General features: G+C 44.1%; 22 protein-coding genes and 1 pseudogene. 20 read left to right on the top strand and 3 right to left on the bottom strand.

The annotated features are described in order from the left end of the window. The first annotated feature begins 1 nt into the window (after window position 1). The 9 genes and pseudogenes from paaE to ACHEVO_RS03470 all read left to right on the top strand — a co-directional run. Window positions 2–1,060 (top strand): 1,2-phenylacetyl-CoA epoxidase subunit PaaE, encoded by a 1,059-nt coding sequence (gene paaE / locus ACHEVO_RS03510; protein WP_201569027.1) that lies wholly within the window; start codon window positions 2–4, stop codon window positions 1,058–1,060. A 97-nt stretch (window positions 1,061–1,157) separates the two neighbouring features. Next, complete coding sequence (locus ACHEVO_RS03505; RefSeq protein WP_394123932.1) at window positions 1,158–1,928, top strand: enoyl-CoA hydratase-related protein; 771 nt, start codon at window positions 1,158–1,160, stop codon at window positions 1,926–1,928. Next, complete coding sequence (gene paaG, locus ACHEVO_RS03500; protein WP_197176949.1) at window positions 1,928–2,719, top strand: 2-(1,2-epoxy-1,2-dihydrophenyl)acetyl-CoA isomerase PaaG; 792 nt, start codon at window positions 1,928–1,930, stop codon at window positions 2,717–2,719. Before ACHEVO_RS03505 ends, paaG begins: the two co-directional genes overlap by 1 nt. A 2-nt stretch (window positions 2,720–2,721) precedes the next feature. Continuing rightward, window positions 2,722–4,248 carry a 3-hydroxyacyl-CoA dehydrogenase gene (locus ACHEVO_RS03495; RefSeq protein ID WP_394123931.1) on the top strand — a complete coding sequence of 509 codons (1,527 nt, stop codon included), beginning with the start codon at window positions 2,722–2,724 and terminating at the stop codon, window positions 4,246–4,248. A gap of 31 nt (window positions 4,249–4,279) precedes the next feature. Next, the gene (pcaF, locus tag ACHEVO_RS03490) at window positions 4,280–5,485 is read left to right on the top strand and encodes a 3-oxoadipyl-CoA thiolase (RefSeq protein ID WP_394124379.1); all 1,206 of its coding nucleotides are present in this window, start codon (window positions 4,280–4,282) and stop codon (window positions 5,483–5,485) included. Window positions 5,486–5,550: 65 nt separating this feature from the next. Beyond that, window positions 5,551–6,852, top strand: a complete 1,302-nt coding sequence (gene paaK / locus ACHEVO_RS03485) for a phenylacetate--CoA ligase PaaK (RefSeq protein WP_394123930.1) — start codon at window positions 5,551–5,553, stop codon at window positions 6,850–6,852. Window positions 6,853–6,919: 67 nt separating this feature from the next. Further along, window positions 6,920–7,855, top strand: a complete 936-nt coding sequence (locus ACHEVO_RS03480) for a PaaX family transcriptional regulator (protein WP_201569021.1) — start codon at window positions 6,920–6,922, stop codon at window positions 7,853–7,855. A gap of 51 nt (window positions 7,856–7,906) precedes the next feature. Continuing rightward, a complete protein-coding gene (locus tag ACHEVO_RS03475) occupies window positions 7,907–8,506 on the top strand; it encodes a gamma carbonic anhydrase family protein (RefSeq protein WP_394123929.1) in 600 nt (199 codons plus the stop codon). Between the two features lie 240 nt (window positions 8,507–8,746). After that, window positions 8,747–8,986, top strand: a pseudogene (locus ACHEVO_RS03470) (hypothetical protein); the annotation flags it as partial. Between the two features lie 519 nt (window positions 8,987–9,505). Here ACHEVO_RS03470 and ACHEVO_RS03465 read toward each other — a convergent pair. The 3 genes from ACHEVO_RS03465 to ACHEVO_RS03455 all read right to left on the bottom strand — a co-directional run bounded on the left by ACHEVO_RS03465 (window position 9,506) and on the right by ACHEVO_RS03455 (window position 13,326). Continuing rightward, window positions 9,506–10,651 carry an NAD(P)-dependent alcohol dehydrogenase gene (locus ACHEVO_RS03465; RefSeq protein WP_372886181.1) on the bottom strand — a complete coding sequence of 382 codons (1,146 nt, stop codon included), beginning with the start codon at window positions 10,649–10,651 and terminating at the stop codon, window positions 9,506–9,508. 168 nt (window positions 10,652–10,819) lie between these two features. Then, a complete protein-coding gene (gene dctP, locus ACHEVO_RS03460) occupies window positions 10,820–11,866 on the bottom strand; it encodes a TRAP transporter substrate-binding protein (protein WP_394124378.1) in 1,047 nt (348 codons plus the stop codon). 95 nt (window positions 11,867–11,961) lie between these two features. Beyond that, window positions 11,962–13,326, bottom strand: coding sequence for a lyase family protein (locus ACHEVO_RS03455; protein ID WP_394123928.1), 1,365 nt, complete (start codon window positions 13,324–13,326; stop codon window positions 11,962–11,964). A 24-nt stretch (window positions 13,327–13,350) separates the two neighbouring features. Here ACHEVO_RS03455 and ACHEVO_RS03450 point away from each other — a divergent pair, with 24 nt between their 5' ends. The 11 genes from ACHEVO_RS03450 (at window position 13,351) to ACHEVO_RS03400 (ending at window position 24,300) form a co-directional block, all read left to right on the top strand. Further along, the gene (locus tag ACHEVO_RS03450; protein ID WP_227677028.1) at window positions 13,351–14,148 is read left to right on the top strand and encodes an IclR family transcriptional regulator domain-containing protein; all 798 of its coding nucleotides are present in this window, start codon (window positions 13,351–13,353) and stop codon (window positions 14,146–14,148) included. Between the two features lie 470 nt (window positions 14,149–14,618). After that, entirely contained in the window at window positions 14,619–15,683 is a 1,065-nt protein-coding gene (locus ACHEVO_RS03445) for a TRAP transporter substrate-binding protein (RefSeq protein ID WP_394123927.1), read from the top strand. A gap of 207 nt (window positions 15,684–15,890) precedes the next feature. Continuing rightward, window positions 15,891–16,808 (top strand): TauD/TfdA dioxygenase family protein, encoded by a 918-nt coding sequence (locus tag ACHEVO_RS03440; protein ID WP_394123926.1) that lies wholly within the window; start codon window positions 15,891–15,893, stop codon window positions 16,806–16,808. 14 nt (window positions 16,809–16,822) lie between these two features. After that, window positions 16,823–17,602 (top strand): class II aldolase/adducin family protein, encoded by a 780-nt coding sequence (locus ACHEVO_RS03435; protein ID WP_298810624.1) that lies wholly within the window; start codon window positions 16,823–16,825, stop codon window positions 17,600–17,602. A gap of 215 nt (window positions 17,603–17,817) precedes the next feature. Continuing rightward, on the top strand, window positions 17,818–19,029 hold the full coding sequence (pcaF, locus tag ACHEVO_RS03430) for a 3-oxoadipyl-CoA thiolase (protein WP_394123925.1): 1,212 nt from the start codon (window positions 17,818–17,820) through the stop codon (window positions 19,027–19,029). After that, a complete protein-coding gene (pcaDC, locus tag ACHEVO_RS03425; RefSeq protein WP_394123924.1) occupies window positions 19,029–20,201 on the top strand; it encodes a bifunctional 3-oxoadipate enol-lactonase/4-carboxymuconolactone decarboxylase PcaDC in 1,173 nt (390 codons plus the stop codon). Before pcaF (ACHEVO_RS03430) ends, pcaDC begins: the two co-directional genes overlap by 1 nt. A 79-nt stretch (window positions 20,202–20,280) precedes the next feature. Next, window positions 20,281–21,009, top strand: coding sequence for a protocatechuate 3,4-dioxygenase subunit beta (gene pcaH / locus ACHEVO_RS03420; protein WP_298810616.1), 729 nt, complete (start codon window positions 20,281–20,283; stop codon window positions 21,007–21,009). Between the two features lie 3 nt (window positions 21,010–21,012). Continuing rightward, a complete protein-coding gene (pcaG, locus tag ACHEVO_RS03415; protein WP_394123923.1) occupies window positions 21,013–21,636 on the top strand; it encodes a protocatechuate 3,4-dioxygenase subunit alpha in 624 nt (207 codons plus the stop codon). A gap of 96 nt (window positions 21,637–21,732) precedes the next feature. Next, window positions 21,733–22,923, top strand: coding sequence for a 4-hydroxybenzoate 3-monooxygenase (gene pobA / locus ACHEVO_RS03410; RefSeq protein ID WP_191115246.1), 1,191 nt, complete (start codon window positions 21,733–21,735; stop codon window positions 22,921–22,923). A 58-nt stretch (window positions 22,924–22,981) separates the two neighbouring features. Then, on the top strand, window positions 22,982–23,653 hold the full coding sequence (locus tag ACHEVO_RS03405) for a 3-oxoacid CoA-transferase subunit A (protein ID WP_191115247.1): 672 nt from the start codon (window positions 22,982–22,984) through the stop codon (window positions 23,651–23,653). After that, a complete protein-coding gene (locus ACHEVO_RS03400; protein ID WP_114701978.1) occupies window positions 23,653–24,300 on the top strand; it encodes a 3-oxoacid CoA-transferase subunit B in 648 nt (215 codons plus the stop codon). The genes ACHEVO_RS03405 and ACHEVO_RS03400 overlap by 1 nt, the downstream gene beginning before the upstream one ends. Window positions 24,301–24,617: the final 317 nt, after the last annotated feature.

The following is a 24,617-nucleotide window of genomic DNA, read 5'->3' as shown; positions in this document are numbered from 1 at the left end:
CATGAGTCAATTTTTGCCACTAACTATCAAGTCTATCCAGCCACAAACTGAGCAAGCGATTTGCATTGCATTTGACCTTGCTTCGGAAGATGCGGCAGCCTTTAAATACCAACCAGGTCAACATTTGACCATCCGTCACATGACAGATAATGGCGAAATCCGTCGTTGCTACTCAATCTGTAGTGATGTGCAAGAAGACATGAGCATTGCCATCAAGAAGATTGATCAAGGACAATTTTCTACTTGGGCAAACGAACATCTAAAAGTAGGCCATACTCTAGAAGTTATGCCACCCCAAGGAGTTTTCTTTCAAAAAGCTGCTAAAGCTGGTGGTCAAAACTATCTAAGCTTTGCTGCTGGTAGTGGTATTACCCCAATTTTATCTATCGTCAAAACGGTGTTAAGTACCCAACCAGATGCCAATTTTACCTTGATATACGGCAATCGGTCATGGAAACAAACCATGTTCTCTGAGCAAATCATGGACCTTAAAGACCGTTTTAAAACGCGCCTACAACTGGTTAATATTTTCTCACGTGAGATGAGTGACAGCGAGATCTTTAATGGCCGTATCGATGCGAACAAACTACAACAGTTGTTTGACGCCCGACTTATCAGTGCTGATGTTGACCACTGCTTTGCCTGTGGCCCAGAAGAAATGATGGAGGCCATTGAGACCGTATTGCCAAACCTTGGTATCGATCGCAACAACATCCATACCGAGCGTTTCCATACGGGGACTGTCAACAAACCAACCGCCCAGCAAATCGAAAAACGTAGCGAAGAACGCGTCAATATCATTTTGGACGGACGTGAACTGATCGTTGAAGTGTCAAAACAAGATGACAGCATCTTAGATGCGGCATTACGTGCGGGTGCTGACTTACCCTATGCCTGTAAAGGCGGTGTGTGTGCCACTTGTAAATGCAGGGTGATTGAAGGTGAGGTCGAAATGGCCGTTAACTATAGCCTTGAGCAAGAAGAGTTAGATAAGGGATACGTACTCAGCTGCCAAGCATTACCTGTATCAGCCAACATACGATTGAGCTTTGACGCGTAATCGCGAGACGCTAGCACCCTAGCCATTTATCGTTTTTATATACAACGTAGGGTTTGGCAAAAACTCCTTATTACATTGTTTTTATTAGGATTCAGGGATGAATTACATTAGAACCTCCAGTCCAAAAGAAGGGGTTGCACTGATTGAGCTAAATCGCCCAGAAAAACGCAACGCCCTCAATAACGCCACTTTGCAAGAAATTGTCGAACGGCTTCAAGCCTATGACGCTGATACCGATATAAAAGCGGTCGTCATTACTGGCAACACCCAATGCTTCGCTGCGGGTGCAGATCTTAACGAACTTATTCAACTCGATACCGTTAGCTTACAAACTGATATTCGCCCAACCTTGTGGAAGCGAATCGAGGAATTTAGCAAGCCGCTATTAATCGCAGTCAATGGCTATGCACTCGGTGCCGGTTTTGAGCTGGTATTGCATGGTGATATCGTGGTCACGGGTGAAAACGCCCAATTTTCGCTGCCTGAAGTTGGCTTGGGCATGCTACCAGGGGCTGGGGGGACACAGCGTCTCGCCCGCCTAGTGGGTCAACAGCTTGCCATGCGTTGGGCGATGACAGGTGAGAGGATTAGTGCGTTGAGCGCGCAACAACATGGAATTACCACCCAAATCTGCCCAACCGATTTGACCGTGCAATATACCCTTGATCTGGCGGCCAAAATCGCTAAACAAGCCCCTTTGGCCATTCGCGCCATCAAACAGTCAATTAAAACCATCCACGAAGTGAACTTGAGCCAAGGCCTTAAGCAAGAACGTCAGCTATTTGTTTGGCTTGCCGCCACCCAAGATCGCCAAGAAGGTATCCGTGCATTTTTAGAAAAACGTCAACCAATTTTTAGAGGTATGTAATGGACTATCAAACGATTCTCGTCGAAGAAAAAAATGCCGTCGGCTATCTTACCTTAAACCGTCCAAAACAGCTTAATAGCTTTAATGAAACCATGCACAAAGAAGTGGTCAGCGTGCTAAAAGCATGGTCAAAAGACAGTACTATTCGCGCTGTAGTGCTCTCTGCTGAAGGTCGCGGTTTTTGTGCAGGTCAAGATTTAGGCGATCGCGCAGTTGCCCCGAATGCTGATGCGCCAGATTTGGGCCTATCTATCGAGACTTACTACAATCCACTTATTAAGCTGATCACTGACATGCCAAAGCCTGTGATCTGTGCGGTGAATGGCGTGGCTGCCGGTGCCGGCGCGAACATCGCTTTGGCGTGTGACTTGGTATTGGCGGCCAAATCAGCCTCATTTATCCAAGCGTTTTGTCGTCTTGGACTTGTACCCGATTCAGGCGGTACATGGTTCTTACCACGCGTTGTCGGACGCGCCCGCGCGATGGGCTTAGCCCTGTTAGGCGATAAGCTATCTGCTGAACAAGCGATGGCATGGGGCATGATTTGGCAAGTGGTCGAAGATGACGCGCTACGCAGCGAAGCCAGTAAATTGGCCGAACATTTGGCCAGCCAACCGACCTATGGCCTAAGCCTCATTAAAAAAGCCATCAATGTATCCGCGGACAACAGCCTAGAAGATCAGCTAATCTTAGAGCGGGACTTGCAGCGACTTGCTGGCCGCTCAGCCGACTATAAAGAAGGTGTCCAAGCTTTTATGCAAAAACGCACCCCAATTTACCAAGGACGTTAATCATGGAAACGAGGGATTTATCAAACGCAACCATTGCCGTTATTGGGGCAGGCACAATGGGGATTGGCATTGCCCAGTTGGCCGCCATGCACGGTCACACGACCTATCTCTTTGATGTAGATGTTGCCAAAAGTCAAGCCGCCTTAGCGAGTCTGGAAAGCCAACTTGCCAAACGTGTCCAAAAAGGCAAAATGTCTCAAGTGCTACTTGATAGCACCCTAGAGAATTTATCTATTATTACAGATATTAATGAGATGGCAGCGGTGCAGTTGATCGTTGAGGCGATTGTTGAGCGTCAAGACATTAAACAGCAGATCTTTGTCCAATTGGCTGATGTTTGTGCTAACGATACGATTTTTGCATCAAACACGTCATCAATATCGATTACAGCGATTGCATCAGCAGTACCAAACCCTGAGCGTGTAGTAGGCTTACACTTCTTTAATCCAGCCCCAGTGATGAAACTTGTTGAGATTGTTCGCGGTTTACAAACAGCGACTGAGATTACAGATGGCTTGTTTAACTTGATGAGTGCTTGGAAAAAGGTACCGGTAATCGCCAAGTCCACCCCAGGCTTTATCGTCAACCGTGTGGCGCGTCCATACTACGCCGAAGGTTTTCGCGCACTGCAAGAAAACGCGACCACGCCTGCGCAGCTTGACTTTATCATGCGTGAATCAGGTCGTTTTGCTATGGGGCCATGCGAGTTGACAGACTTAATTGGTCAAGATGTCAATTTCTCGGTGACCCAAAGCGTCTACCAAGCTTTCTTCTATGAGCCACGTTACCGCCCATCGTTGGTACAGAAAGAATTGGTCGATGCAGGGTGCTTCGGCCGTAAATCTGGCCAAGGATTCTATGACTATAGCCAAACTCCAGAAACCTCTGCCTATACATTGCCCACCGTTGAAGCAAACGCTGCCGCGCTGCCTACCATTATTGTACGTGGTGATTGGCTTTATGCCAAAGGTTTGGTTGAACGCTTACAAGCTGCTGATAGCCTCACGGTGACTCTTGAAGATGCAGACCAGAACAGTATCGAAATTGGTGATATCAGCATCCGTTTATCACTGGGTGAATCCGTGGTGATTGATCATGGTGATACTAAAGTCATGCTGATGGACTGGCATGCGGACTGGTCACAAGCCCGCGCTATTGTATTGGCTGCCTCGATGGCCTGTAATGATGATGAACGTGAGCTGGTGAGACAAACCTTTGCTAGCTTTGACGTGCATGTTATTTGGTCTGCCGACCATCCTGGTTTATATGTTTTACGTACCATTGCTATGCTCATTAATGAAGGCTGTGAAGCAGTGTTACATAACATCGCCTCTGAAGCAGACATCGACGCGGCCATGAAGTACGGCGTGAATTACCCCCAAGGCCCGTTTGAATGGGCACAAATGCTCGGCTACGATACCGTGCTTAACACGCTCAATAACTTACAACGTATTTATGGTGAAGAACGTTATCGTGCCAGCCTGTATTTGGTAAAAAAAGCCATCACCTGTCACACGGCGAGCGCTTAAGCTTATTAATTTATTGTAAGGGGAAATTATGATGCAACAAGTATATATTTATGACGCTATTCGCACCCCAATCGGGCGCTATGCCGGTGGCTTAAGTAGTGTTCGTACAGACGATTTGGCAGCGTTGCCTATTCAACACCTAAAAGCTCAAAACCCAAACTTGCCATGGGATAAGGTCGATGAGGTAGTCATTGGCTGTGCTAACCAAGCTGGCGAAGACAACCGTAATGTAGCGCGTATGGCAACTTTACTTGCAGGCTTGCCTGATAAGGTGCCTGCTATCACCGTTAACCGTCTCTGTGCCTCTGGTATGGACTCGATTGGCATCGCCTCACGTTTGGTAAAAACGGGTGAGGCCGAGTTTGTATTGGCTGGTGGTGTCGAGAGCATGAGCCGCGCACCTTATGTCCAATCAAAACCGACCAGTGCCTTTCACCGCGCACCAGAAATTTTTGACACCTCCATCGGTTGGCGTTTTATTAACCCACTAATGAAAGCAGCGTATGGTGTTGATAGCATGCCAGAAACTGCCGAAAACGTGGCTGAAAAATATCAGATCAGCCGCGAAGACCAAGATCTATTCGCGCTACGCAGCCAACAAAAAACTGCGGCTGCCCAACAGGCGGGTCTCTTTAACGAAGAGATATTACCAGTTGAAGTCAAAACGAAAAAAGGCAGCATGATTGTTGACCAAGACGAACACCCACGTGCAGATGCTAGCTTAGAAGCCCTTGCGAGTCTCAAAACCCCATTTCGCAAGGAGGGCGGTTCAGTGACTGCGGGTAACGCATCAGGCATCAATGACGGTGCTGCTTGTGTGCTAATGGGTAGCGAACGCTTTGGTCAAGCACACAATCTAACGCCGCAAGCGCGTATTGTTGGTATGGCGAGTGCTGGTGTCGAGCCACGCTATATGGGTATTGGCCCTGTGCCTGCAGTACTAAAAGTGCTTGAGCAAACCGGACTAACATTAAGCCAGATGGATGTTATCGAGCTCAACGAAGCATTCGCCGCGCAATCCCTTGCCGTAATTCGCGAACTGGGTCTTACCGATAATGACGTACGTATCAATCCAAATGGTGGAGCCATTGCGCTAGGTCATCCTCTAGGAATGAGTGGTACACGTTTGGTCATCACCGCAATGAAAGAATTAAAACGTCGTAACGGTAAGTATGCGTTATGCACCATGTGTGTGGGTGTGGGTCAAGGTGTGGCAATGGTGATAGAAAACGTCTGACCACGGCTTTAACAGAGCTTTTTAATTGGAAATGTAGTCAGGATGACTACGAAAAGGAGTTTTACATGAATCATAACGTTATGGAACACATCGAAACCGCATCAGTAGACGAATTGCGTAGCGTACAGTTGAAACGTTTGAAAGAAACACTCAAACACGCATACGAAAACAACCCTGTTTATAAGAAGAAATTTGACCAAGTCGGTGTCCACCCCGAAGACTGTCAATCATTAGAAGATTTAGCCAAATTCCCATTCACAACCAAATCAGATTTGCGCGACAATTACCCGTTCGGTATGTTTAGCGTCCCACGTGAACAGATCGTCCGTGTTCATGCATCATCAGGTACTACTGGCCAACCTACCGTTGTCGGTTATACCAAGCAAGATATCGTGACTTGGTCGGATGTTGTAGCACGCTCACTGCGTGCGGCTGGCCTCACTAGCAAAGATACCATCCAAGTATCATACGGTTATGGCCTATTCACTGGTGGTTTGGGAGCGCACTATGGTGTTGAACGATTAGGTGCAACGGTTATCCCAATGTCAGGTGGCCAAACTGATCGCCAAGCCCAGCTAATCCATGACTTTAAACCAACCGCATTAATGGTTACCCCTTCTTATTGCTTGAACATTATTGAAGCACTAGAGAAAAAATTTGGTACAGCCAAAGACTGTTCTGTCAAAACCGGTATTTTTGGGGCTGAACCGTGGACTAACGCCATGCGCCAAGAAATCGAAACGCGTTTAGGTATTGATGCGCTAGATATATACGGCTTGTCAGAAGTCATGGGCCCAGGTGTCGCCATGGAATGCTTAGAATCTAAAGACGGCGCAACCATTTGGGAAGACCATTTTTACCCAGAAATCATCAATCCTGAGACCGGGGAAGTACTACCAGACGGCGAGCTGGGCGAATTAGTGTTTACCACTATTACTAAGGAGGGTATGCCTATCATTCGCTACCGTACCCGAGATTTGACCCGCTTATTACCAGGCTCTGTACGAACGATGCGTCGTATGGAAAAGATTGTTGGCCGTAGTGATGATATGCTGATCATTCGTGGCGTTAATGTATTTCCCTCGCAGATCGAAGAACAGATTTTACAAGTACCAAAATTACTGCCAAACTATCAGATCCATATCCTCAAGCACGGTCACTTAGACACCCTATGTATCCATGTTGAGTCACGTAGTGATGCCAGTGGTATCGAAGTGATGCAGTTGGCCAATACACTTAAACAAAAAATAAAAACCATGGTGGGTATCAGCGTTCATGTAGAAGTCTCACCACAAGGTATGTTACCTCGTTCTGAAGGTAAAGCTCAACGTGTTATTGACCTACGTAATACTGCTGTACCTGCCTAATGTAATTAACCCCACACGATAGTCCCTTGGGTATTATCGCGTGCCTTTTAGACGATGAATAAATGATATGAATGCTAAATTAAAACAATGTATTGATGAGCTTACCTGTGAAGACGTATTAAGTGGCACCTCGTTAATTATGTCAATCTTTGGTGATTGTATCTTTCAACGAGGAGGGGTTATTAGTTTAGCCAGTCTAATTCAACTTATGGATGTGTTCGGTTTTAACGAACGCTCCGTGCGTACTGCGGTGTTTCGCTTAGTGCAAAATGATTGGTTAAGCTCCGAAAAAATCGGGCGTACCAGTTACTACCGCATTACCGAAGTCAGCCGTGAACGCTTTGCTGCCGCTCATGAAAAAATTTATGGTTTAAATCAGGGTGAGTGGGATCAAAAATGGGACTTGGTGTTATTAAGCTCGGTTGATCTTGGAAACAAAACCCTCCTCAAAAAAGAATTGGAGTGGTTAGGGTTTGCCAATATTACCACCAATCTCATGGCCTATCCGAGCTGTGATGAACTGCAGCTGCAAAACTTACTATTTAATCTCAATATGACCGAAGAAGTTGTAGTGTTTCGTGCCGAAGCCTTGCAATTGTGGCAAGAGTCATACCCAACACTCAAGCGTATGATTGAGGTTAACTGGCCCATCGAGCAGCTGCATCAACGCTATGATAAATTTATTAACGACTTTCGTAATGTTTTGAGCCTCATCGAAGATGGTGAGTTTAATCAACTACAAGCGTTTCAAATTCGTATTCTACTGATTCACCAGTACCGACGTATCTTATTAAAAGATCCGAATTTACCTCTAGAACTATTGCCATCGGACTGGCTGGCACTGACCGCGCGTAATTTGACCAGTAATGTGTACCAAATGATTATTAGTTCGTCAGAAGAGTTTTTTCTTAACATTGCCCGCACTGCTGAGGGAACCATGCCGCCAGCACGGCCACAGTTTTATAAACGCTTTGGTGGGTTAAAGTTTGCTGAAGGAACTTAAGCGAATGATGACTTTAAACTTTTTTTGACATTTCTTGATAAGGAAACGACTATGCCTTGCTATGCCATTGACGGTGTAATACCGGTTATTAGCCCAGATGCTTATGTTCATCCAACTGCCGTGATCATTGGCGATGTTGTAATTGAAGCAGGTGTGTATGTTGGTCCACTTGCGTCATTACGTGCTGATTTCGGTGGTATTCGTGTCAAAAAAAACGCCAATATACAAGATAATTGCATTATACATGGCTTTCCCAACCATGTAGTAGTGGTTGAAGAGTATGGTCATATTGGACATGCAGCCATTCTACATGGCTGTATTGTGAGAAAGAATGCACTCATCGGAATGAATAGTGTCATTTTAGATTTAGCAGAAGTAGGTGAAAATAGCATTATTGGTGCTAATAGTACCGTTAAAGCGAAGATGATCATTCCGCCAAATGTCATGGCATTAGGCAGCCCTACAAAAGTGATAAGAGAACTTGAAGAAAAGGAGTTGGCTTGGAAAGCTCATGGTACTCAGCAATATATAGATCTTACCAAACGTTGTTTGCACTCTTTAAAGGAAGTTGAGCCTTTAACCATGGATGCAGGCGAGCGGTTAACACATAAGCAATTTAATGCCCAACATCATATCAAATCAGAACTTTGATAACAAAGGCCATCATAGCTTGCGAACAAACCCCAATATTGACAACCTCACCTAAAAATATTAAAGGTCTGAGAGGTCTATATGTCATATGCAGCCTATCTTTAAGGGCTTTGAATATTTCAGTCTCTCAAATAGCTCATGTAATATCGATATATTGGCTACGATAAAAGTACTGCTATCGTTACCTGAAAGAATTTGTCTTAGCAACAGATAGCGGCTCTGTGTTCGAACTAATTTCGCAGCAATGCTGAGTACCAGTTGGTCGATGAGCGTATCGTTGGGCACACGCTAGCTTCTTTATCATTTGTTGAGGCGGCTGCATTACTACTCGCTATTATCACTGCTTGGGAGATGCTGTTTAACCACTTGCAGGTACCTGTTTCTGAAAACGTTGAGGGCGCTGCAAGTGACAATAGTGCTGATGCAAATACAAATACTTTGTCAGTACTGGTTATTGGCGCAGAAGGCGGCGTGGGTTCAAACCCCAATATTAACAATATCACCTAAGTAAAAAACCAAATTAAAAAAGGTTACCAAAGCTATATTTGGTATAGCGTTGACAACCTTTCTTTTGTATTTTTAATATCTAAAGATAAGTTTATACGTTCATTATAATCAGATTTTCAGTCCCTCGATAGTGAGGTCATCATCACCTAAGCAGTTATGTTCTGGCTCGTACATTGCTGTCGCTGAGAAACAGATAAAAAATACAAATATTTAGTGTAGGGGTAGGTTTTTAATCAACTGTCTGAGCAAGCCGATGATGAATAGACCGTGTTAGGTGCAGCTATAGCTTTCCAAGCCTAAATAGCACGTTTTACCGTACCTTGTCCTATATAAAATAAATATACTTCACCAACATGAATAACTGAACCAGCTCACTAAGAACTAGTTATTGGCTCATCTATCCCAAGTTTAATTCAAGTGTTCTGGAATGAACAACATTGTTATGGAGTAAAAGCGTTTAAATCATAAAAAAAGACTATCTAATCTGTTTCATCAACTTGTAGTAAAAATATCATCTGACTGCATTCTAACGATAGGCTTAAGAGTGATGCCTTTCTCACTATCTTCTGCTGCCTGATTAATGTCTTTGAGCTCATAAAATGTTACTAACTGATCAAATGGAAATTTGCCCGCCATATAGAGATCTACTAGAACTGGTATTAAAATACTGGGAACACTGTCACCTTCAACCACACCAATAAGTTTTTTACAGTTTTGCATTATATCTGTCAAATCTAGTGCCGCTGTGGTGCCTGGCTTAGATGCTCCAACAATTGCACCAATACCTCGTGGACATAAAGACACCATCATGTCTGATACAAGTTTACCAATACCAGTAGAATCCATTGCAAACTGTGCGCCGCCACCTGTAATTTCTTGAATACGATCGATGGTGTCTTCTTCTTGACTATTAATGATATGGGTTGCTCCCAATTTAAGTGCCAACTCCAAGCGTGAGGGGACAATATCGATTGAAATGATGGTTGTTGCGCCTATGGCCGCGGCTGCCATAATGGCTGATAGACCTACAGCACCGCCGCCCCAGGCCACAAAGCTAGAACCAGGAGTCACTTTGAGCGCGTTCATCACAGTACCAGCACCAGTTTGTATGCCGCAGCCTAACGGACCAAGTAGTTCCAGTGGTGCATCTTTACGCACTTTAATGACATTACGAGCATTTGCCACGGCATACTCACCAAATGATGACTGTCCAAAAAAACGATCATTTAGCTCAGTATCATCGTCTGCGATCAAGGCGTGCGATCCATCATTCCTTTGACCAGAAAAGTTATACTGATTGAAGTTTTCACAATAAGCAGGATGACCTTCGTAGCAAGCTGTGCATTTATTGCAATTTAAAAAGGTCATGACCACATGATCGCCTGGCTCGATATTTGTGACTGCGTCACCGACATATTCAATGACGCCAGAACCTTCATGACCTAGAACTATTGGATGCGGAACTGGAAAAACTTGATCACGTGCGACCATATCAGTATGACACATGCCTGTTGCCACTACACGTACCAGCACCTCATCGTCTCTGATAGAAGTGGGTTTAACTTGCTCAATTTGGAACTGTCCTGCTTGCTGGCGAATTACTGCTGCCATATAAGAGTCAGGTAACTGATATGTCATGATCATTCCTTTTGTATGCCGATTAAGATGAGAGTACCTTGTATTTAACTATTTTGAATAATATTCAGAGACCCTAATAGGGTGACTCTAGTTAGATTACTCATACAAAGCGTTAAACATCTGGCGCTAGATATGGGATGCTAAACACAAAAAAATAACTACAGGTCACTAAACCTTACAAGCCGCACTAGCTTCTTTGGCTTTTTCATAGACAGCTTGAGGGTCTAGACCTAATGCTGCGACATCGTTTAGGTATTTTTTAGTACCCGCTTCTAATGGGCCTTTCCATTGTGGGTCATTTAATGGATCAGGAATGTCTATCATAGTGTCGCCTTTTGCTTTGGCTTCTGCCATGAATTTTGCGTCCTCTGCATCAAAGACTTTGCCTGCCATCGCAGCCATGGCTTTGCCAGAGTTATCATCAATAACCTTTTTGAGATCGTCAGGAAGGCTCTCGTATTTATCTTTATTCATGGTGACCATGATGGCAGAGCTATAAAAAGGAATATTAGTATGAGTATTGGTCAGCTCAATCAGTCTAAAAGAGCCTGTCGCATCCCACGGTAAGCTCAAGCCATCCAAAACACCACGTTGAAGAGACGTATAGATATCAGTGGCAGGTAGACCTACTGGTGTACCGCCTGCAGATTCAATAATATCTCCAGCAATCGCTGATGGGCGACGCATACGCAACCCTTTTAGGTCATCTGGTGTGCGGATGGCTTTATCAATAGTATGCATCCCGCCAGGACCAGTACCCATCATAAATAACAAATGAGTGTCTTCGTATTCACTCGATATCACCCCATCATCATATAGAGTCTGTAGCATACAGTTCATCTGAATCGCTGAGTTAGAAAGGCCTGGTAACTCTGCTACTTGGGTCAACGGAAAGCGGCCATTGGTATAGCCTTGTAGCTGAGAGCCTATATCGACGGTGCCTTTGGCAGTTGCATCGTAAGTAGCATCAGGTTTGCTAAGAGTTGCTGAAGGATATATTTCAACTTTAATACGGCCTTCAGATTCCTCTTCGACTTTTTTGGCCCAAGGCTCAAAGATTTCCGAATGAGTGGCTGCCGTTGCTGGCCAAAAATGTGAAAAACGTAACGTGGTGACTTCTTCAGTACTCGCCGTTGCGGCTTCGTTCGACTGCGAGCAGCCAGTCAATCCAATCATAGCGGCTAGCGTCAAACTGAGGGGCAGTATCTTTCGCATCATAAAATCCTTTTTCGATGTTTTGTTCTAAATAAGAACTCTTGTTCGTATAGTGAATTAAAAATACCTTGTTTTTACTTTTCTGTCAATCTGCTTTATTGCTTGTAGAACCCAATTCCTGAAGTGATATCTTCAATAGCTTGTAATATGGTTTGACATTGTCTTTGCGCTGCACCGCAGTAGGTCAAAGGCGATAAAACTGTTTTAAGCTCATCATGATTGCTCAAACCTATAGATTGCTCTGATAGCAAAGCCAAAAAGGTAGTTGTAAATCCTCGATGCTGACTGTGGGCTTGTTGGCTTGCTTGATTAATCAACGGGTAGATTCTGTCTTTGTCTGCCTCAAAATGTTTTTCTAGGCCTTTGATTAAATAAGCATCGCTATTTAAATCAAGGTTGGCCACCATACGCTCAGGGTAGACTTGCAGTCCTTGCAATAGTGTCTTCAAATACGATACAGCACCTGCCATCAAAGCTGTGCCCTCAGTCAAAGGAACCCAGCTAGCATGCCACTGTCCTAATGCGCGCTCAAAAGGCTGGGCTGTGCTATTGCTAATCACACTCATATGTCCATGCATCCGCAACGTGGCGGTTTTAATCAAAGCGCATAGTACAGGGTTGCGCTTGTGCGGCATCGATGAGGAGCCGCCCATTCCCTCAATAGACGGTTCAGCAACTTCACCCAGCTCAGATTGAGACATCAAAGCAATGTCTTCGACGATATTTTCTAGGGCCCCAGCACAGGCATCTAATGTAGAAGCAATGGCATAAATAGGTTGTCTATTGGTGTGCCAAGGGAGTAGAGGAGCGGATAAACCCAGTGACTCTGCTACCTGTTGCGGCAGATTATGATGTTCGTTTTCTTCATTACTTACACCAACAGGACCGCCCCACTGTAAGTAAAACCCTGACTGCTCTAATTGTGCTACCTTAGATATGATGGTTATCAATGAAGCTGCCCATTGGGATACTTTGGTACCAAAGGTGATAGGTAGCGCCTGTTGCATTAGCGTTCGGCCTGCCATGGGCGTTGCACGATGTGTTTGAATCAGTACCTCACAAGCTTTTAATACTTCAATCAAATCTTGATGGATGTGTCTAAATGACGGTTTGAGCATCATCATCAGCGCGGTATCAATCACGTCCTGACTGGTCAGTGTTTGATGAAAGAACGGTTTTATATTGGCTGGAAGTAAAGACTTTGCTTGTGTCACAAAAGGAATAGCAGCGTTACCGCCCAAATATGTTTGTTTTCCAATGGCGTCAATATCAAACAATTCTAAGGCTAACGCTTGCCAGGATTGTTGAAAGATATTTTTTGGGATAAGCTGATTTTTTTCTCGAACTTCTAGCACGGTTAACTCAAAATCTAACATGGCTTGAACGAAAGCCCGATCAGAAAACGAATTGGCAACATCAGAATGTACAAAAGGCTGATTGATTAATCGATTGATTTTCATTTAGAATCCCTAACTTTGATAAGTATGAATAATATATCTATGAAACAAGATAAGAAAATACCCTTTGATAGTCCAGATTTCGTGACGTCTCTCGCAGGTGGACTAAGTGTTCTGCGAGCGTTTGATGACAACCATTCGACGATGACGCTGAGTGAAGTTGCCGAATGTACCAATATGGACAGAGCAAAAGCGCGGCGCTATCTGCTGACGCTGCATGCGTTAGGCTATGTTCATAAGGATAAGCGCCAATTCAAACTCTCTCCCAAAACGCTCAGTATTGGCTCGAGCTATCTAAGTAGTGCGCATCATCACGACATCGTGCAGTTCTATCTCGAACGTGTGACCGAAAAAACGGGTGAATCTTGTTCCTTTGCCGTACTAGATGATGATGAAGTGGTTTATATTGCACGGTCTGCTGCAAAGCATCGCCTGCTATCTATTTCGCTCTCTATCGGTACTCGGCTTCCTGTCGCTTACACCTCTATGGGCCGTGCTATCTTGGCTAACCTGCCCGAAGATGAGCGTGAAGATTATGTCGACAAAATCGAGCTAAACGCGTATACACCCTTTAGTATCATTGATCGTGAACAATTCAAAAACATGTTAAGTGCCGCTCATGACGAGCAATACGTGGTTGTCGATCAAGAGCTTGATACGGGGCTACGATCCCTTGCACTGCCTGTTTATAAATCAAATGATGAACTCATCGGTGCTATCAATATCAGTACCAATGCCATGCGCGTGTCAAAAGAGACGCTTATTAAAGAGTTTTTGCCCATATTGCGTGATTGCGCTGAAAAAATCCAAACGTATTATATCTAGTCAGCCGAGCTAAATATTGCCACCTGTCTGAGTTTATACGACATTGTGAGTAGATAGAAATCACGATTGAATGGGCATTATGAAAAGGTTGCCAATGCTTTATATAAAATTGCATTGGCAACCTTTTTTTTTGTCTTTTAGTAAACCTAAGCAGCCAAGAGTTAGGATTAAAATGACTGTTTCCTCACTCAAAACAATTGTATTTTCTAAAAGATAAATTATTGACAGCATGGTAAAAGGACAGTATAGTCAAGTTCATAATATGAACATTAATTCTAATAAAGAACAAATAATATCATATTTATCAAGAAAATTGAGATAATTATTTGCTGCCATCTGCCTTTTTACTTTAAAAGGACAGGTTGCCTTTAATAGGTTCATAATATATTACTGCAGCGCCAAGGATGGTAGAGCAGTTGGCATTGACCGCCTTCAAGCTGACTCATGTATTGTTTATATACAAGGAAAGTATGCAAATGAAAATCAAAGACAATGTCAAAATGAAGAGCATGTCCGTACTGATAGCCTTGGCATTAGGCATGGTAGGGTGTTCTAGTCAATCAAATGAGCAAAGCTCTGAAACTGAAACCACCGTTTTAAGATTCTCACACTTTTGGCCTGCAACCTCTGCGATGCATGTTGAAGTCTTTGAGCCATGGGCAAAAAAAATTGAGACGGAATCTAATGGTCAGTTGAAGGTTGAGATTTATCCATCAGCAACGCTGAGCAAGCCAGACGTGATGTATGATTCTGCTGCTAAAGGCGTCATTGATATTGGCTCTCAGGCACACGGCTACAGTGCTGGTCGTTTTCCACTCACACAGATTGCTGAGCTTCCCGGCCTTTCAAACTCTGCCACCCAAATGGGCTGCATTCTACAAACACTTTATGACGATGGCACTATCGCCAGTGAATATGAAGATACGCATTTGTTATTTCTCATGGGCGCAGGACCGGCTGCAATTCATACGGTTGGTGAACCCATCCGTGTTCCTTCTGATATGAAGGGCTTGCGTATTCGTCGACCATCAGCCATTGCAGGCGATATCATTGAAGCCACTGGCGGCACACCAGTGGGTCTTCCAGCTAATGATATCTACACCTCATTACAGCGTGGCGTGATTGATGGTCTTAGCTTTCCTTGGCAGCCAACGGGTGACTTTAGACTGGTCGAGTTAACTAAAGCGCACACCAACATACCTTTTTATAATTCAGCATTGCTCGTGACCATGAACAAAAATAAATATGAGAATTTACCTGATAACCTTAAAAAAGTCCTAGATGACAACTCAGGAAGAGTGATGTCTGATTTGGTAGGCGAAGTAACAGATAGAGAAGATGCTAAATATATGGCAGAAGCGCGTGCTGCTGGACATATCATGGTTGACATTCCTGATCCGCTCAATAATCCTGATTGGAAAGGGCCTTTGTTGCAAGGCACTCAGAAATATCTGAGAGATGTTAAAACATTAGGTTTAGATGCTGATGGTATCTACGAAAAGGTAAAAACGGTCAGTGCAGGCTGTAAAGCTTAAACAATGTCAGGTAGTTCTCATGTATACAGTCAAAATTATTGTAGATAATCATAATGATTGTCCAATATGTAGCCTTTTACTAGCTGTAAGCGGTGAGCCTAAGCGTGACTTTCAAGATTGACAAGGGATTATCTCTAAAAAAGTATTTTTTGGTCTCCTATTCGACAGTTGATAAAAATCAACAAAAAATTTTAAAGGATTAAAATTATGAAGAGTATTACACATCCAACCGGACTGTTTGACAATGGCGCAAAAGACTATAAGCATATTACCGCTATTCCTTTAGCGGCAGCTATGGGAGCAGAAATACAAGGCGTAGATCTCAGTAATGTGAGCGACGACGCTTTTGCTGAGATCGAAGCGGCCTTGTATAGGCATAAGCTTATCTTCTTTAGGGAGCAAGATATCTCTTTTACGGATCATGAAAATATAACGCTCAGATTTGGTGATTTTGGAACAGATGCTTATACCAAAGGTGTAGAGGGGCATAAGAACATCCAGCCGGTCATCAAAGAAGCAAATGTTGAAACAAAAATGGTGTTTGGCAGTGGCTGGCACACAGATTCCGCTTTTTTAGACTGCCCGCCTGCAATCGCGATCAACTATGGTAAAGATATGCCTCCATATGGCGGTGATACCTTATTTGCAAACTCTGTACTCGCATACAATAGCTTAAGTCCAGCAATGAAAAAGATGATAGCCCCTCTTAAAGTGTGGATGAGTGCTAAACACGTTGTGAGCTCTATGCAAGCTGAAAAACAATCACAGCAAAGAAAATCTGGTGAATTAGGCAGTTTAGAGCTTGATGTCGATACACAAAAAATGATTGAAGGATCTTATCATCCGCTGGTTAGAACACATCCTGTATCGGGCGAAAAATCACTGTATGTAGACAAAACCTATGCCTGCGGTATCGAAGGTATGACAGAAGAAGAGTCACGTCCTCTACTGGATTTCTTAGCAGGTTTTGTGACCCAAGAGTCTTTTGTTTGCAGACTTAAGTGGTATAACAATACGGTTATCATGTGGGATAACCGAATCTGCTTGCATCAGGCGTTTAATGACTATGATGGTTACAGAAGAGAGATGTATCGGGCAGTCGTCATGGGCGAAAAACCAGAATAGAAAAGGATGGCTTAATGAAAGATATTTTTGAATCAATAGTAACGCCGCCTGGCTATAGTGATCATGAGTGGCAGGCGAGAATTGAGCTGGCATTATGCTATAGAATGGTTGACTACTATGGCTGGACCACACAAGTTTATAACCATATCTCATATCGAATTCCGGGTACAGATCATTTGCTGATTAATGCATTCGGGCTTTTATATAGCGAAATCACCCCCTCAAATCTGGTAAAAATAGATTTTGATGGTAATAAACTTGATGACTCACCGTTTCCGATCAATAAAGCGGGCAACGTCATTCATACTGCCATCCATAAAGGTCGCCCTGATATTCATTGTGTGATGCACACTCACAATACAGATTTACAGGCAGTTAGTGCTTTGGAGTGTGGTTTTATACCTTTATTCCAGGAAGCGTATATGTTCCATGACCGTATTGGTTATCATCCTTTTGAAGGCATTGTATTGGATGCAACAGAACAAGAGCGACTTGTTGAGTCAATTGGTACTGACAATCACACGCTCATGCTTAACAACCACGGTGTTATTACCACTGGCCCTGATGTGTCATGGGCATTCATGCGAATGTACCAAATTATACAAGGCTGTGAGGTTCAGCTAAAAGCAATGGCTTCTGGTGGTAAATTACTTCAAGCCAGTGATGAAGCAATGATTAAAACCAGAGAGCAGTTCGAGGGCGGTGAGGCGCAAGCTGGTGCCCAAGTTAGGCTACCTGAATGGCCAGCATACTATCGGTTGATGAATCGGATTGATCCTAACTGGATAAGATAAACTACTTGTTCTTCCTGATGTTTTGTCAGTTTGCTTACATAGATTAGTATAATTTTTAGCAATGAAAACCCACGAATTAGCGTGGGTTTTTTATTTTGGAAAAAAAGCAAATCTTGTTGACAAAAGCCAATAAAACGTATATTTTAATTCACTATACGAACAATAATTCTAATTAAGAACAAAACAGCGTATCTCTAAATATCTAGGAGCAAGATATGACAGCAGTCTATATTTGTCATCCAAAAAGATCAGCAGTAGGTCGGTATGGCGGTGCATTGGCTGATATTCGTCCTGATGATCTATTAGCACAAGTAATAAAGTCAGTGCTTGATGATGCACCTGACTTTGATCATAGTGCGATAGAAGACAGTTTTATGGGGTGTGCCAATCAAAGCGGTGAAGACAATCGTAACGTTGCGCGTATGAGTGGTTTGTTATCAGGGTTATCAGAAAAGGTACCGGCAACAACCATTAATCGACTATGTGGCTCAGGCCTAGACGCAGTAGGAACGGCCTTTCGGGCGATAGTCAGTGGTGAGATGGAACTGGCACTCGCTGGCGGTGTTGAATCAATGACCCGCGCCCCATTTGTGATGGGTAAACCTGAAGGTGCTTATGATCGTCGTCAAACGCTGCAAGACACGACCATGGGTTGGCGTTTTATTAATAAGAAACTGGACACTATATATGGTACAGAGGCGATGCCGCGTACCGCAGAAAATTTAGTGGAAAAATATAATATCTCTCGTGAAGACCAAGATTCTTTTGCAGTATGGTCACAACAAAAGGCGGCTCAAGCACAAAATGATGGACGTTTAGCGGCTGAAATCACTCCTATCACGATTGAGAGACGCAAGAAAGAAGCGTTAATCGTCGATAAAGACGAGCATCCACGTCCGAATACCAATATGACTACTCTAGAAAAGTTGCGTCCTATCTACGAAGGAGGGACGATTACTGCTGGTAATGCCTCTGGAATCAATGATGGTGCTGCTGCGATGTTAATCGCTAGTGAAGCGGCCGTAAAAAAATATGGTCTAACACCCATGGCAAAAATCGAAGGAATGGCAACCGCTGGTGTGCCACCAACTATTATGGGTATTGGTCCGGTACCAGCCACTCAAAAAATATTAAAGCGTCTTAATCTTAGTTTAGACGATATTGATATCATCGAGCTTAACGAAGCCTTTTCTGCCCAAGCACTGGCATGTTCTAGGGAACTAGGATTAGAAGATCGAGATCCAAGACTGAACCCTAAAGGTGGCTCCATTGCTTTAGGTCATCCACTTGGCGCTTCTGGTGCACGGATTTTGATTTCAGCCATTCATGAGTTACAACGTACCAAAAAAGATCGTGCACTTTGTACGATGTGTATTGGTGTTGGACAAGGTATTGCTTTAGTGGTTTCAAGAGCAGGAGAACAATAATGGTATTTTTGACAACAGACACACACCTCATTGCTTACCAAGATAGTGGTGAAACCTACTTGCCAGCATTGTTTATGGCGCATCCATTAGGCATGAGCCGTAACGTATGGGACAAAGTATGTGATGAGCTGCATGGTCATTATCGCTGCATACGTTGGGACTTGCCGGGCCATGGCAGCAGTGGCGCTGCCTGTGCAGATTTGACGATAGAGCAGTTGGCTTACGATGTACTCAGCTTAGCAAGCGCTTTAGATATTGAAAGCTTTAGTTTCATTGGTACTTCTATTGGCGGCATGATCGGACAAAGCCTATGCCAAATTTCGCCAGAATCTTTAGAGCAGGTTTGGCTCACCAATACAGGTGCTGTGATTGGGACAGCTGAGGCGTGGGCTGAACGCGCTACCAACGTTCGCAGTTTGGGCTTGGCTCAAATGGCTGAAGGGATTGTCCCGCGCTGGTTTGCACCTGCATATATTAAACAAAACCCTGATGCACTGCTTGGCTGGCAAGTACAGTTATCGCGCAACGATGATGAGAGCTATGCCAAGCTTTGTGAGGCCATTGCACACGTTGATAATCGTGAACACTTATCAAGTTATACGGGCAAGGTTGCCTTGCTAGCAGGTGCAGAAGATGTCTCTACACCGCCTGCGACACTCGCCGCACTGCAAGAAGCTTTTGCTGATGCTGAGCTAACCGTATTTGACGGGTTAGCACACGTGCCAGCGGTTGAAATGCCTAAACAGTTAGCCAAATACATACAAAACAACCCTATGCGTGATTCTATTGGACAGACGGGTATTGGTTATGAGCAAGGTCTTACACAACGTAAGCGAATCCTTGGTGAAGACCATGTTACCAAAGCCTCCAAAAATGCCACAACGTTAGATGGACCTTTTCAGCAATTTATCACACGCAATGCTTGGGGAGAGTTATGGGGAGATCCTAGCCTAACTGTGCAACAACGAAGCATGATTACCACTGCCATATTGGCTGCCCTTGGACGTGATGGTGAGCTGGGCTTGCATTTACGTACCGCGCATCGTCTAGGTATTCATGAAGATCAGTTACGTCAGGTGCTGATGCATGTATCGATTTATGCTGGCGTACCAGCGGCCAATCATGCGTTTTCTTTAGCCAAAGATAATGGATGGGGTAATCCCATCAGTTAAGGCAGCAATGAGTCAGCACAGCAGCTAGTTAGCACCCGATATTGATAAAGTTTGCTTTATAAAAACGGAGAGCAATGTAATGAGCCATAAGTATCCCTCTTTTCTATCACGTGATCGCACTTGGCAGCCAGAACCCTACACGCCGGGTTACAAAACCTCGGTGGCACGTTCACCGCGTCAAGCGTTGGTCAGTCTCCAAAGAGCGAGCGATTCAGAGCGTAGTGGTCCTGTATTTGATGGTTTAGAAATCGGTCAGTATGACAATGACTTATTGATGAATTTTCGAGCAGAAGGTGAGCAAGCAGGTCTGCCTATTGGCGAACGTATCATCATGCATGGTCAGGTAATCGATCAGTTCGGTAAGCCTGTGCCCAATACGTTGGTTGAGATGTGGCAAGCAAATGCTGGTGGTAAATACCGTCACAAAAAAGATGGCTATCTGGCGCCACTAGATCCTAACTTTGGCGGTGTTGGGCGATGTATCACTGATGCTGAAGGTCGCTATCGTTTTCGTACAGTGCGTCCAGGGCCTTATCCTTGGCCGAACGGGGTCAACACTTGGCGACCTGCGCACATTCATGTATCTGTGATGGGTCCTTCGATCTCTACACGTCTGATTACACAAATGTATTTTGAAGGGGATCCACTTATTCCACTGTGCCCAATTGTACAAGTGCTAAAAGATCCAGAGGCTGTTGAAACGATGATTGCACGCTTGGATATGACTAGAAGCAAGCCAATGGACTGTTTGGCCTATCGTTTTGATATCGTGGTACGCGGCGCATTACAAACCTATTTTGAGGAGTAAATCATGTACAGCCAATACAAATTACAAGACGACAGTGGTCTGTTGCGTGAGACAGCCTCCCAAACGTCAGGTCCTTTTGTACATATCGGCTTGGCATTAGAAATTGCTGGTTTTGAGTCACGATCTGACGAGATTTGGCAAGATTTGGCCAAAGAGGGTGCTGAAGGTGAGCACATAGAATTGGTCGGTCATGTATACGACGGTAATGGCGAAGCGGTACATGATGCATTGATCGAGATATGGCAAGCAGACAGCCACGGTAATTATATTAATAACTTTGATAACAAAGAACCGTTTAGCGGATTTGGACGCAGTGCTTGTGCTTTAGATGGGGATTTTCATTTCCATACCGTCAAACCTGGACAGGTAGATTTTTATGGTAAGCCCATGGCGCCACACGTCAATATCGCTATTTTTGCACGTGGTATCAATCTACACCTGCAAACCAGAGCCTATTTCGATGATGAGCAGAAAGCCAATGAGCAGTGTCCAATATTGAACAGTGTGCCTTCAGCAGAACGTCGAAAAACATTGATAGCCAAAAAAGAACAAGGCGATGGCAAACCTCGCTACCGATTTGACATTTACTTACAAGGTGATGAAGAGACTGTATTTTTTGATTTTTAAATGAATACTTTTACGGATAGCTAATGGCTTTCGTAAAGAAGTGGTTGATAGAAATGTATTGCAAATAGGAATTTATCAAGTAATGAGAGGGATTTCATGAATTATAAAACTCAGGTGGCCATCATTGGTGCTGGCCCATCAGGCTTATTGCTCGGTCAACTACTGACCAAAGCGGGTATCGACAACATTATTTTAGAGCGTCAAACAGGAGAGTATGTCCTAGGACGTATCCGTGCAGGCGTTTTGGAGCAGGGCACTGTAAATCTGATTCGCGAGTCGGGCGCTGGTGAGCGAATGGATAAAGAAGGATTGGTTCACACTGGTACTGACTTTAGTTTTCAAGGTGAGCACTATCATATAGACCTAGAAAAATATAGTGGCGGCAAACATGTCGTGGTATACGGTCAAACAGAAGTCACTCGAGATTTGATGGAAGCGCGTGAAAAAGTAGGCGGTGTCACTGTCTATCAGGCAGAGAACGTTGAGCTACACGATATTGAATCAGACAAACCGTACGTCACTTATCAGCATAACGGTGAGTCGTTCCATCTAGACTGTGACTACATAGCTGGATGTGATGGTTTCCATGGTGTCTCGCGTAAGTCTATTCCGTCTAATAAGTTAGAAGAATATGAGAAAGTCTATCCGTTTGGTTGGTTAGGATTGATGAGTGACACGCCACCAGTCAATGAAGAGCTGGTCTACTGTGCTCATGAGCGTGGCTTTGCACTGTGCTCGATGCGTTCTCCAACCAGAAGCCGCTACTACATCCAAGTGCCTGATACAGACAAGATCGAAAACTGGAATGAAGAAAAGTTTTGGGCGGAGTTAAAACGCCGTATTCCACCAGAAATGGCTGAACGACTAGTGACTGGGCCTGCTATAGAGATGAGCATTGCACCGCTACGCTCTTATGTTTGTGAAACGATGCAATATGGCAAAGTATTCTTGTTAGGAGATGCAGCACATATTGTTCCGCCAACTGGCGCTAAAGGATTAAACCTAGCAGCTAGTGATGTAGAAACAGCGTTTCGTTTGTTTGTGAAAATATATGAGGAAGAACGTACAGACTTGATCCCTCGCTATCAAGAAATCTGCTTGGCACGCGCTTGGAAAGCCGTACGTTTCTCATGGTGGATGACTATGTTATTACATCGTTTTCAGAGTGCGGGTCGTTTCGATTTTCGTGTACAGCAAGCTGAATTTGATTATTTTATTCATTCAGATGCTGGAAAAGCAACGATTGCTGAAAACTATGTGGGCTTACCATTTGAAGCATTAGAGTAAATAGTTGAGTTTCAATTATTTAGACCTAGCTACTCAACTTTTTATATAGGATGATTCCATGTTAAATAAAGTGACAGAATCTGCCATCGATGCCATGAACCATATCAATGATGGGGCAACCATCTTGATAGGTGGGTTTGGCTTGGCAGGTCAGCCAGCAGAGCTGATCGACGCATTGATTGAGCGTAATGCTAAAGATTTAACAATCGTGAGTAATAATGCAGGCAATGGCGAGACAGGATTGGCGCTATTACTAAAGTCAGGCTGTGTACGCAAAATCATTTGTTCGTTTCCACGTCAGCATGACTCGTATATCTTTGATGATCTTTATCGTTCAGGCAAGATTGAGCTCGAAGTGGTACCACAAGGCACGTTGGCTGCTCGTATGCAAGCTGGCGGTAGCGGTCTTGGCGCGATTTATACACCGACCGCTTATGGTACGTTGCTGGCTGAAGGCAAGGAGACACGGACTATCGATGGCGTAAACTACGTATTGGAATATCCAATTAAAGCAGATTTTGCCCTTATCAAAGCTTTTAAAGGCGATCGTTGGGGCAACCTAACCTATCGTAAAGCTGCTCGTAACTTTGGTCCAATTATGGCGGCAGCATCGAAACATACTATCGCCCAAGTGAGTGAAGTAGTCGAATTGGGCGCGTTGGATCCTGAACACATCATTACACCAGGTATCTTTGTGCATGAAGTTGTCTGTATTGAAGGAGATAAATAATGAGTAATTATACTCCACGTTCAGTTGATGAGATTGCCAAGTGTGTTGCTCAAGACATCGAAGAAGGCATGTATGTCAACTTGGGCATCGGACAGCCTACCAAGGTCGCTGACTTTCTACCAAAAGATAAAGACATTTTTTTGCATAGTGAAAATGGTGTTTTAGGCATGGGGCCCGCTCCTGAAGAAGCTGATAGAGATGGCGACCTGATCAATGCTGGCAAACAATATATCACGCTACTCAAAGGTGGTAGTTACTTTCACCATGGTGACTCTTTTGCCATGATCCGCGGTGGGCATATCGATCTATGTGTTCTTGGAGCATTTGAAGTCGCTAAAAATGGCGATATTGCTAACTGGTTTTTGGGTCGTCCAAAAGACATTCCAGCCGTTGGCGGAGCGATGGATTTGGCGGTTGGGGCCAAAAAAGTTTACGTCATTATGGATCACGTTAGCAAAAATGGCGAACCCAAAATCGTTGAAAGTCTCAATCTCCCTATTACTGGCGAAAAGTGTGTCAATCGAATTTATACGGATTTAGCGGTGATTGATATCACTGAGCAAGGGTTGGTGGTACGTGAAATGGTTGATGGGTTGACCTTTGATGAATTGCAATCAAAAACGGGCGCGACATTGCGACAGCCATAACCTAAAACAACTCGTGACACGCTATTATCAGTACAGCGCTTAACCATCAAGAAGGGATTTCATGATGAAAAAACACTTATCTCTAGCAGTCATACAAGCTATTTGGCCTGTTATAAATGATGATACTAATGAGATTGCATCAGCCTCTAAGAACAAGGCAGGTGCTATATGACATTTTTAGTCAAGCTCAGCGTCTTAATCTCTAGACTATGCCAATTTATCGGTGGGATCAGTCTCATCATCATCGTCCTAACCACCATGCTCGACGTCGTCGCACGCTACATATTCAAACTCACCGGCGGTGAGTTTGGCTTTAC

It is taken from the genome of Psychrobacter nivimaris, assembly GCF_043419765.1.
GTDB lineage: Bacteria > Pseudomonadota > Gammaproteobacteria > Pseudomonadales > Moraxellaceae > Psychrobacter.
The sequence above is the reverse complement of the archived record's forward strand: the minus strand, read 5'-3'. Positions and strand labels throughout refer to the sequence as shown.

Bases quoted from the DNA above. Each gene is read 5' to 3' on its own strand.
- paaE (WP_201569027.1), top strand. From the start codon at position 2: ATGAGTCAATTTTTGCCACTAACTATCAAGTCTATCCAGCCACAAACT.
- ACHEVO_RS03505 (WP_394123932.1), top strand. From the start codon at position 1,158: ATGAATTACATTAGAACCTCCAGTCCAAAAGAAGGGGTTGCACTGATT.
- paaG (WP_197176949.1), top strand. From the start codon at position 1,928: ATGGACTATCAAACGATTCTCGTCGAAGAAAAAAATGCCGTCGGCTAT.
- ACHEVO_RS03495 (WP_394123931.1), top strand. From the start codon at position 2,722: ATGGAAACGAGGGATTTATCAAACGCAACCATTGCCGTTATTGGGGCA.
- pcaF (WP_394124379.1), top strand. From the start codon at position 4,280: ATGCAACAAGTATATATTTATGACGCTATTCGCACCCCAATCGGGCGC.
- paaK (WP_394123930.1), top strand. From the start codon at position 5,551: ATGAATCATAACGTTATGGAACACATCGAAACCGCATCAGTAGACGAA.
- ACHEVO_RS03480 (WP_201569021.1), top strand. From the start codon at position 6,920: ATGAATGCTAAATTAAAACAATGTATTGATGAGCTTACCTGTGAAGAC.
- ACHEVO_RS03475 (WP_394123929.1), top strand. From the start codon at position 7,907: ATGCCTTGCTATGCCATTGACGGTGTAATACCGGTTATTAGCCCAGAT.
- ACHEVO_RS03465 (WP_372886181.1), bottom strand. From the start codon at position 10,651: ATGACATATCAGTTACCTGACTCTTATATGGCAGCAGTAATTCGCCAG.
- dctP (WP_394124378.1), bottom strand. From the start codon at position 11,866: ATGCGAAAGATACTGCCCCTCAGTTTGACGCTAGCCGCTATGATTGGA.
- ACHEVO_RS03455 (WP_394123928.1), bottom strand. From the start codon at position 13,326: ATGAAAATCAATCGATTAATCAATCAGCCTTTTGTACATTCTGATGTT.
- ACHEVO_RS03450 (WP_227677028.1), top strand. From the start codon at position 13,351: ATGAATAATATATCTATGAAACAAGATAAGAAAATACCCTTTGATAGT.
- ACHEVO_RS03445 (WP_394123927.1), top strand. From the start codon at position 14,619: ATGCAAATGAAAATCAAAGACAATGTCAAAATGAAGAGCATGTCCGTA.
- ACHEVO_RS03440 (WP_394123926.1), top strand. From the start codon at position 15,891: ATGAAGAGTATTACACATCCAACCGGACTGTTTGACAATGGCGCAAAA.
- ACHEVO_RS03435 (WP_298810624.1), top strand. From the start codon at position 16,823: ATGAAAGATATTTTTGAATCAATAGTAACGCCGCCTGGCTATAGTGAT.
- pcaF (WP_394123925.1), top strand. From the start codon at position 17,818: ATGACAGCAGTCTATATTTGTCATCCAAAAAGATCAGCAGTAGGTCGG.
- pcaDC (WP_394123924.1), top strand. From the start codon at position 19,029: ATGGTATTTTTGACAACAGACACACACCTCATTGCTTACCAAGATAGT.
- pcaH (WP_298810616.1), top strand. From the start codon at position 20,281: ATGAGCCATAAGTATCCCTCTTTTCTATCACGTGATCGCACTTGGCAG.
- pcaG (WP_394123923.1), top strand. From the start codon at position 21,013: ATGTACAGCCAATACAAATTACAAGACGACAGTGGTCTGTTGCGTGAG.
- pobA (WP_191115246.1), top strand. From the start codon at position 21,733: ATGAATTATAAAACTCAGGTGGCCATCATTGGTGCTGGCCCATCAGGC.
- ACHEVO_RS03405 (WP_191115247.1), top strand. From the start codon at position 22,982: ATGTTAAATAAAGTGACAGAATCTGCCATCGATGCCATGAACCATATC.
- ACHEVO_RS03400 (WP_114701978.1), top strand. From the start codon at position 23,653: ATGAGTAATTATACTCCACGTTCAGTTGATGAGATTGCCAAGTGTGTT.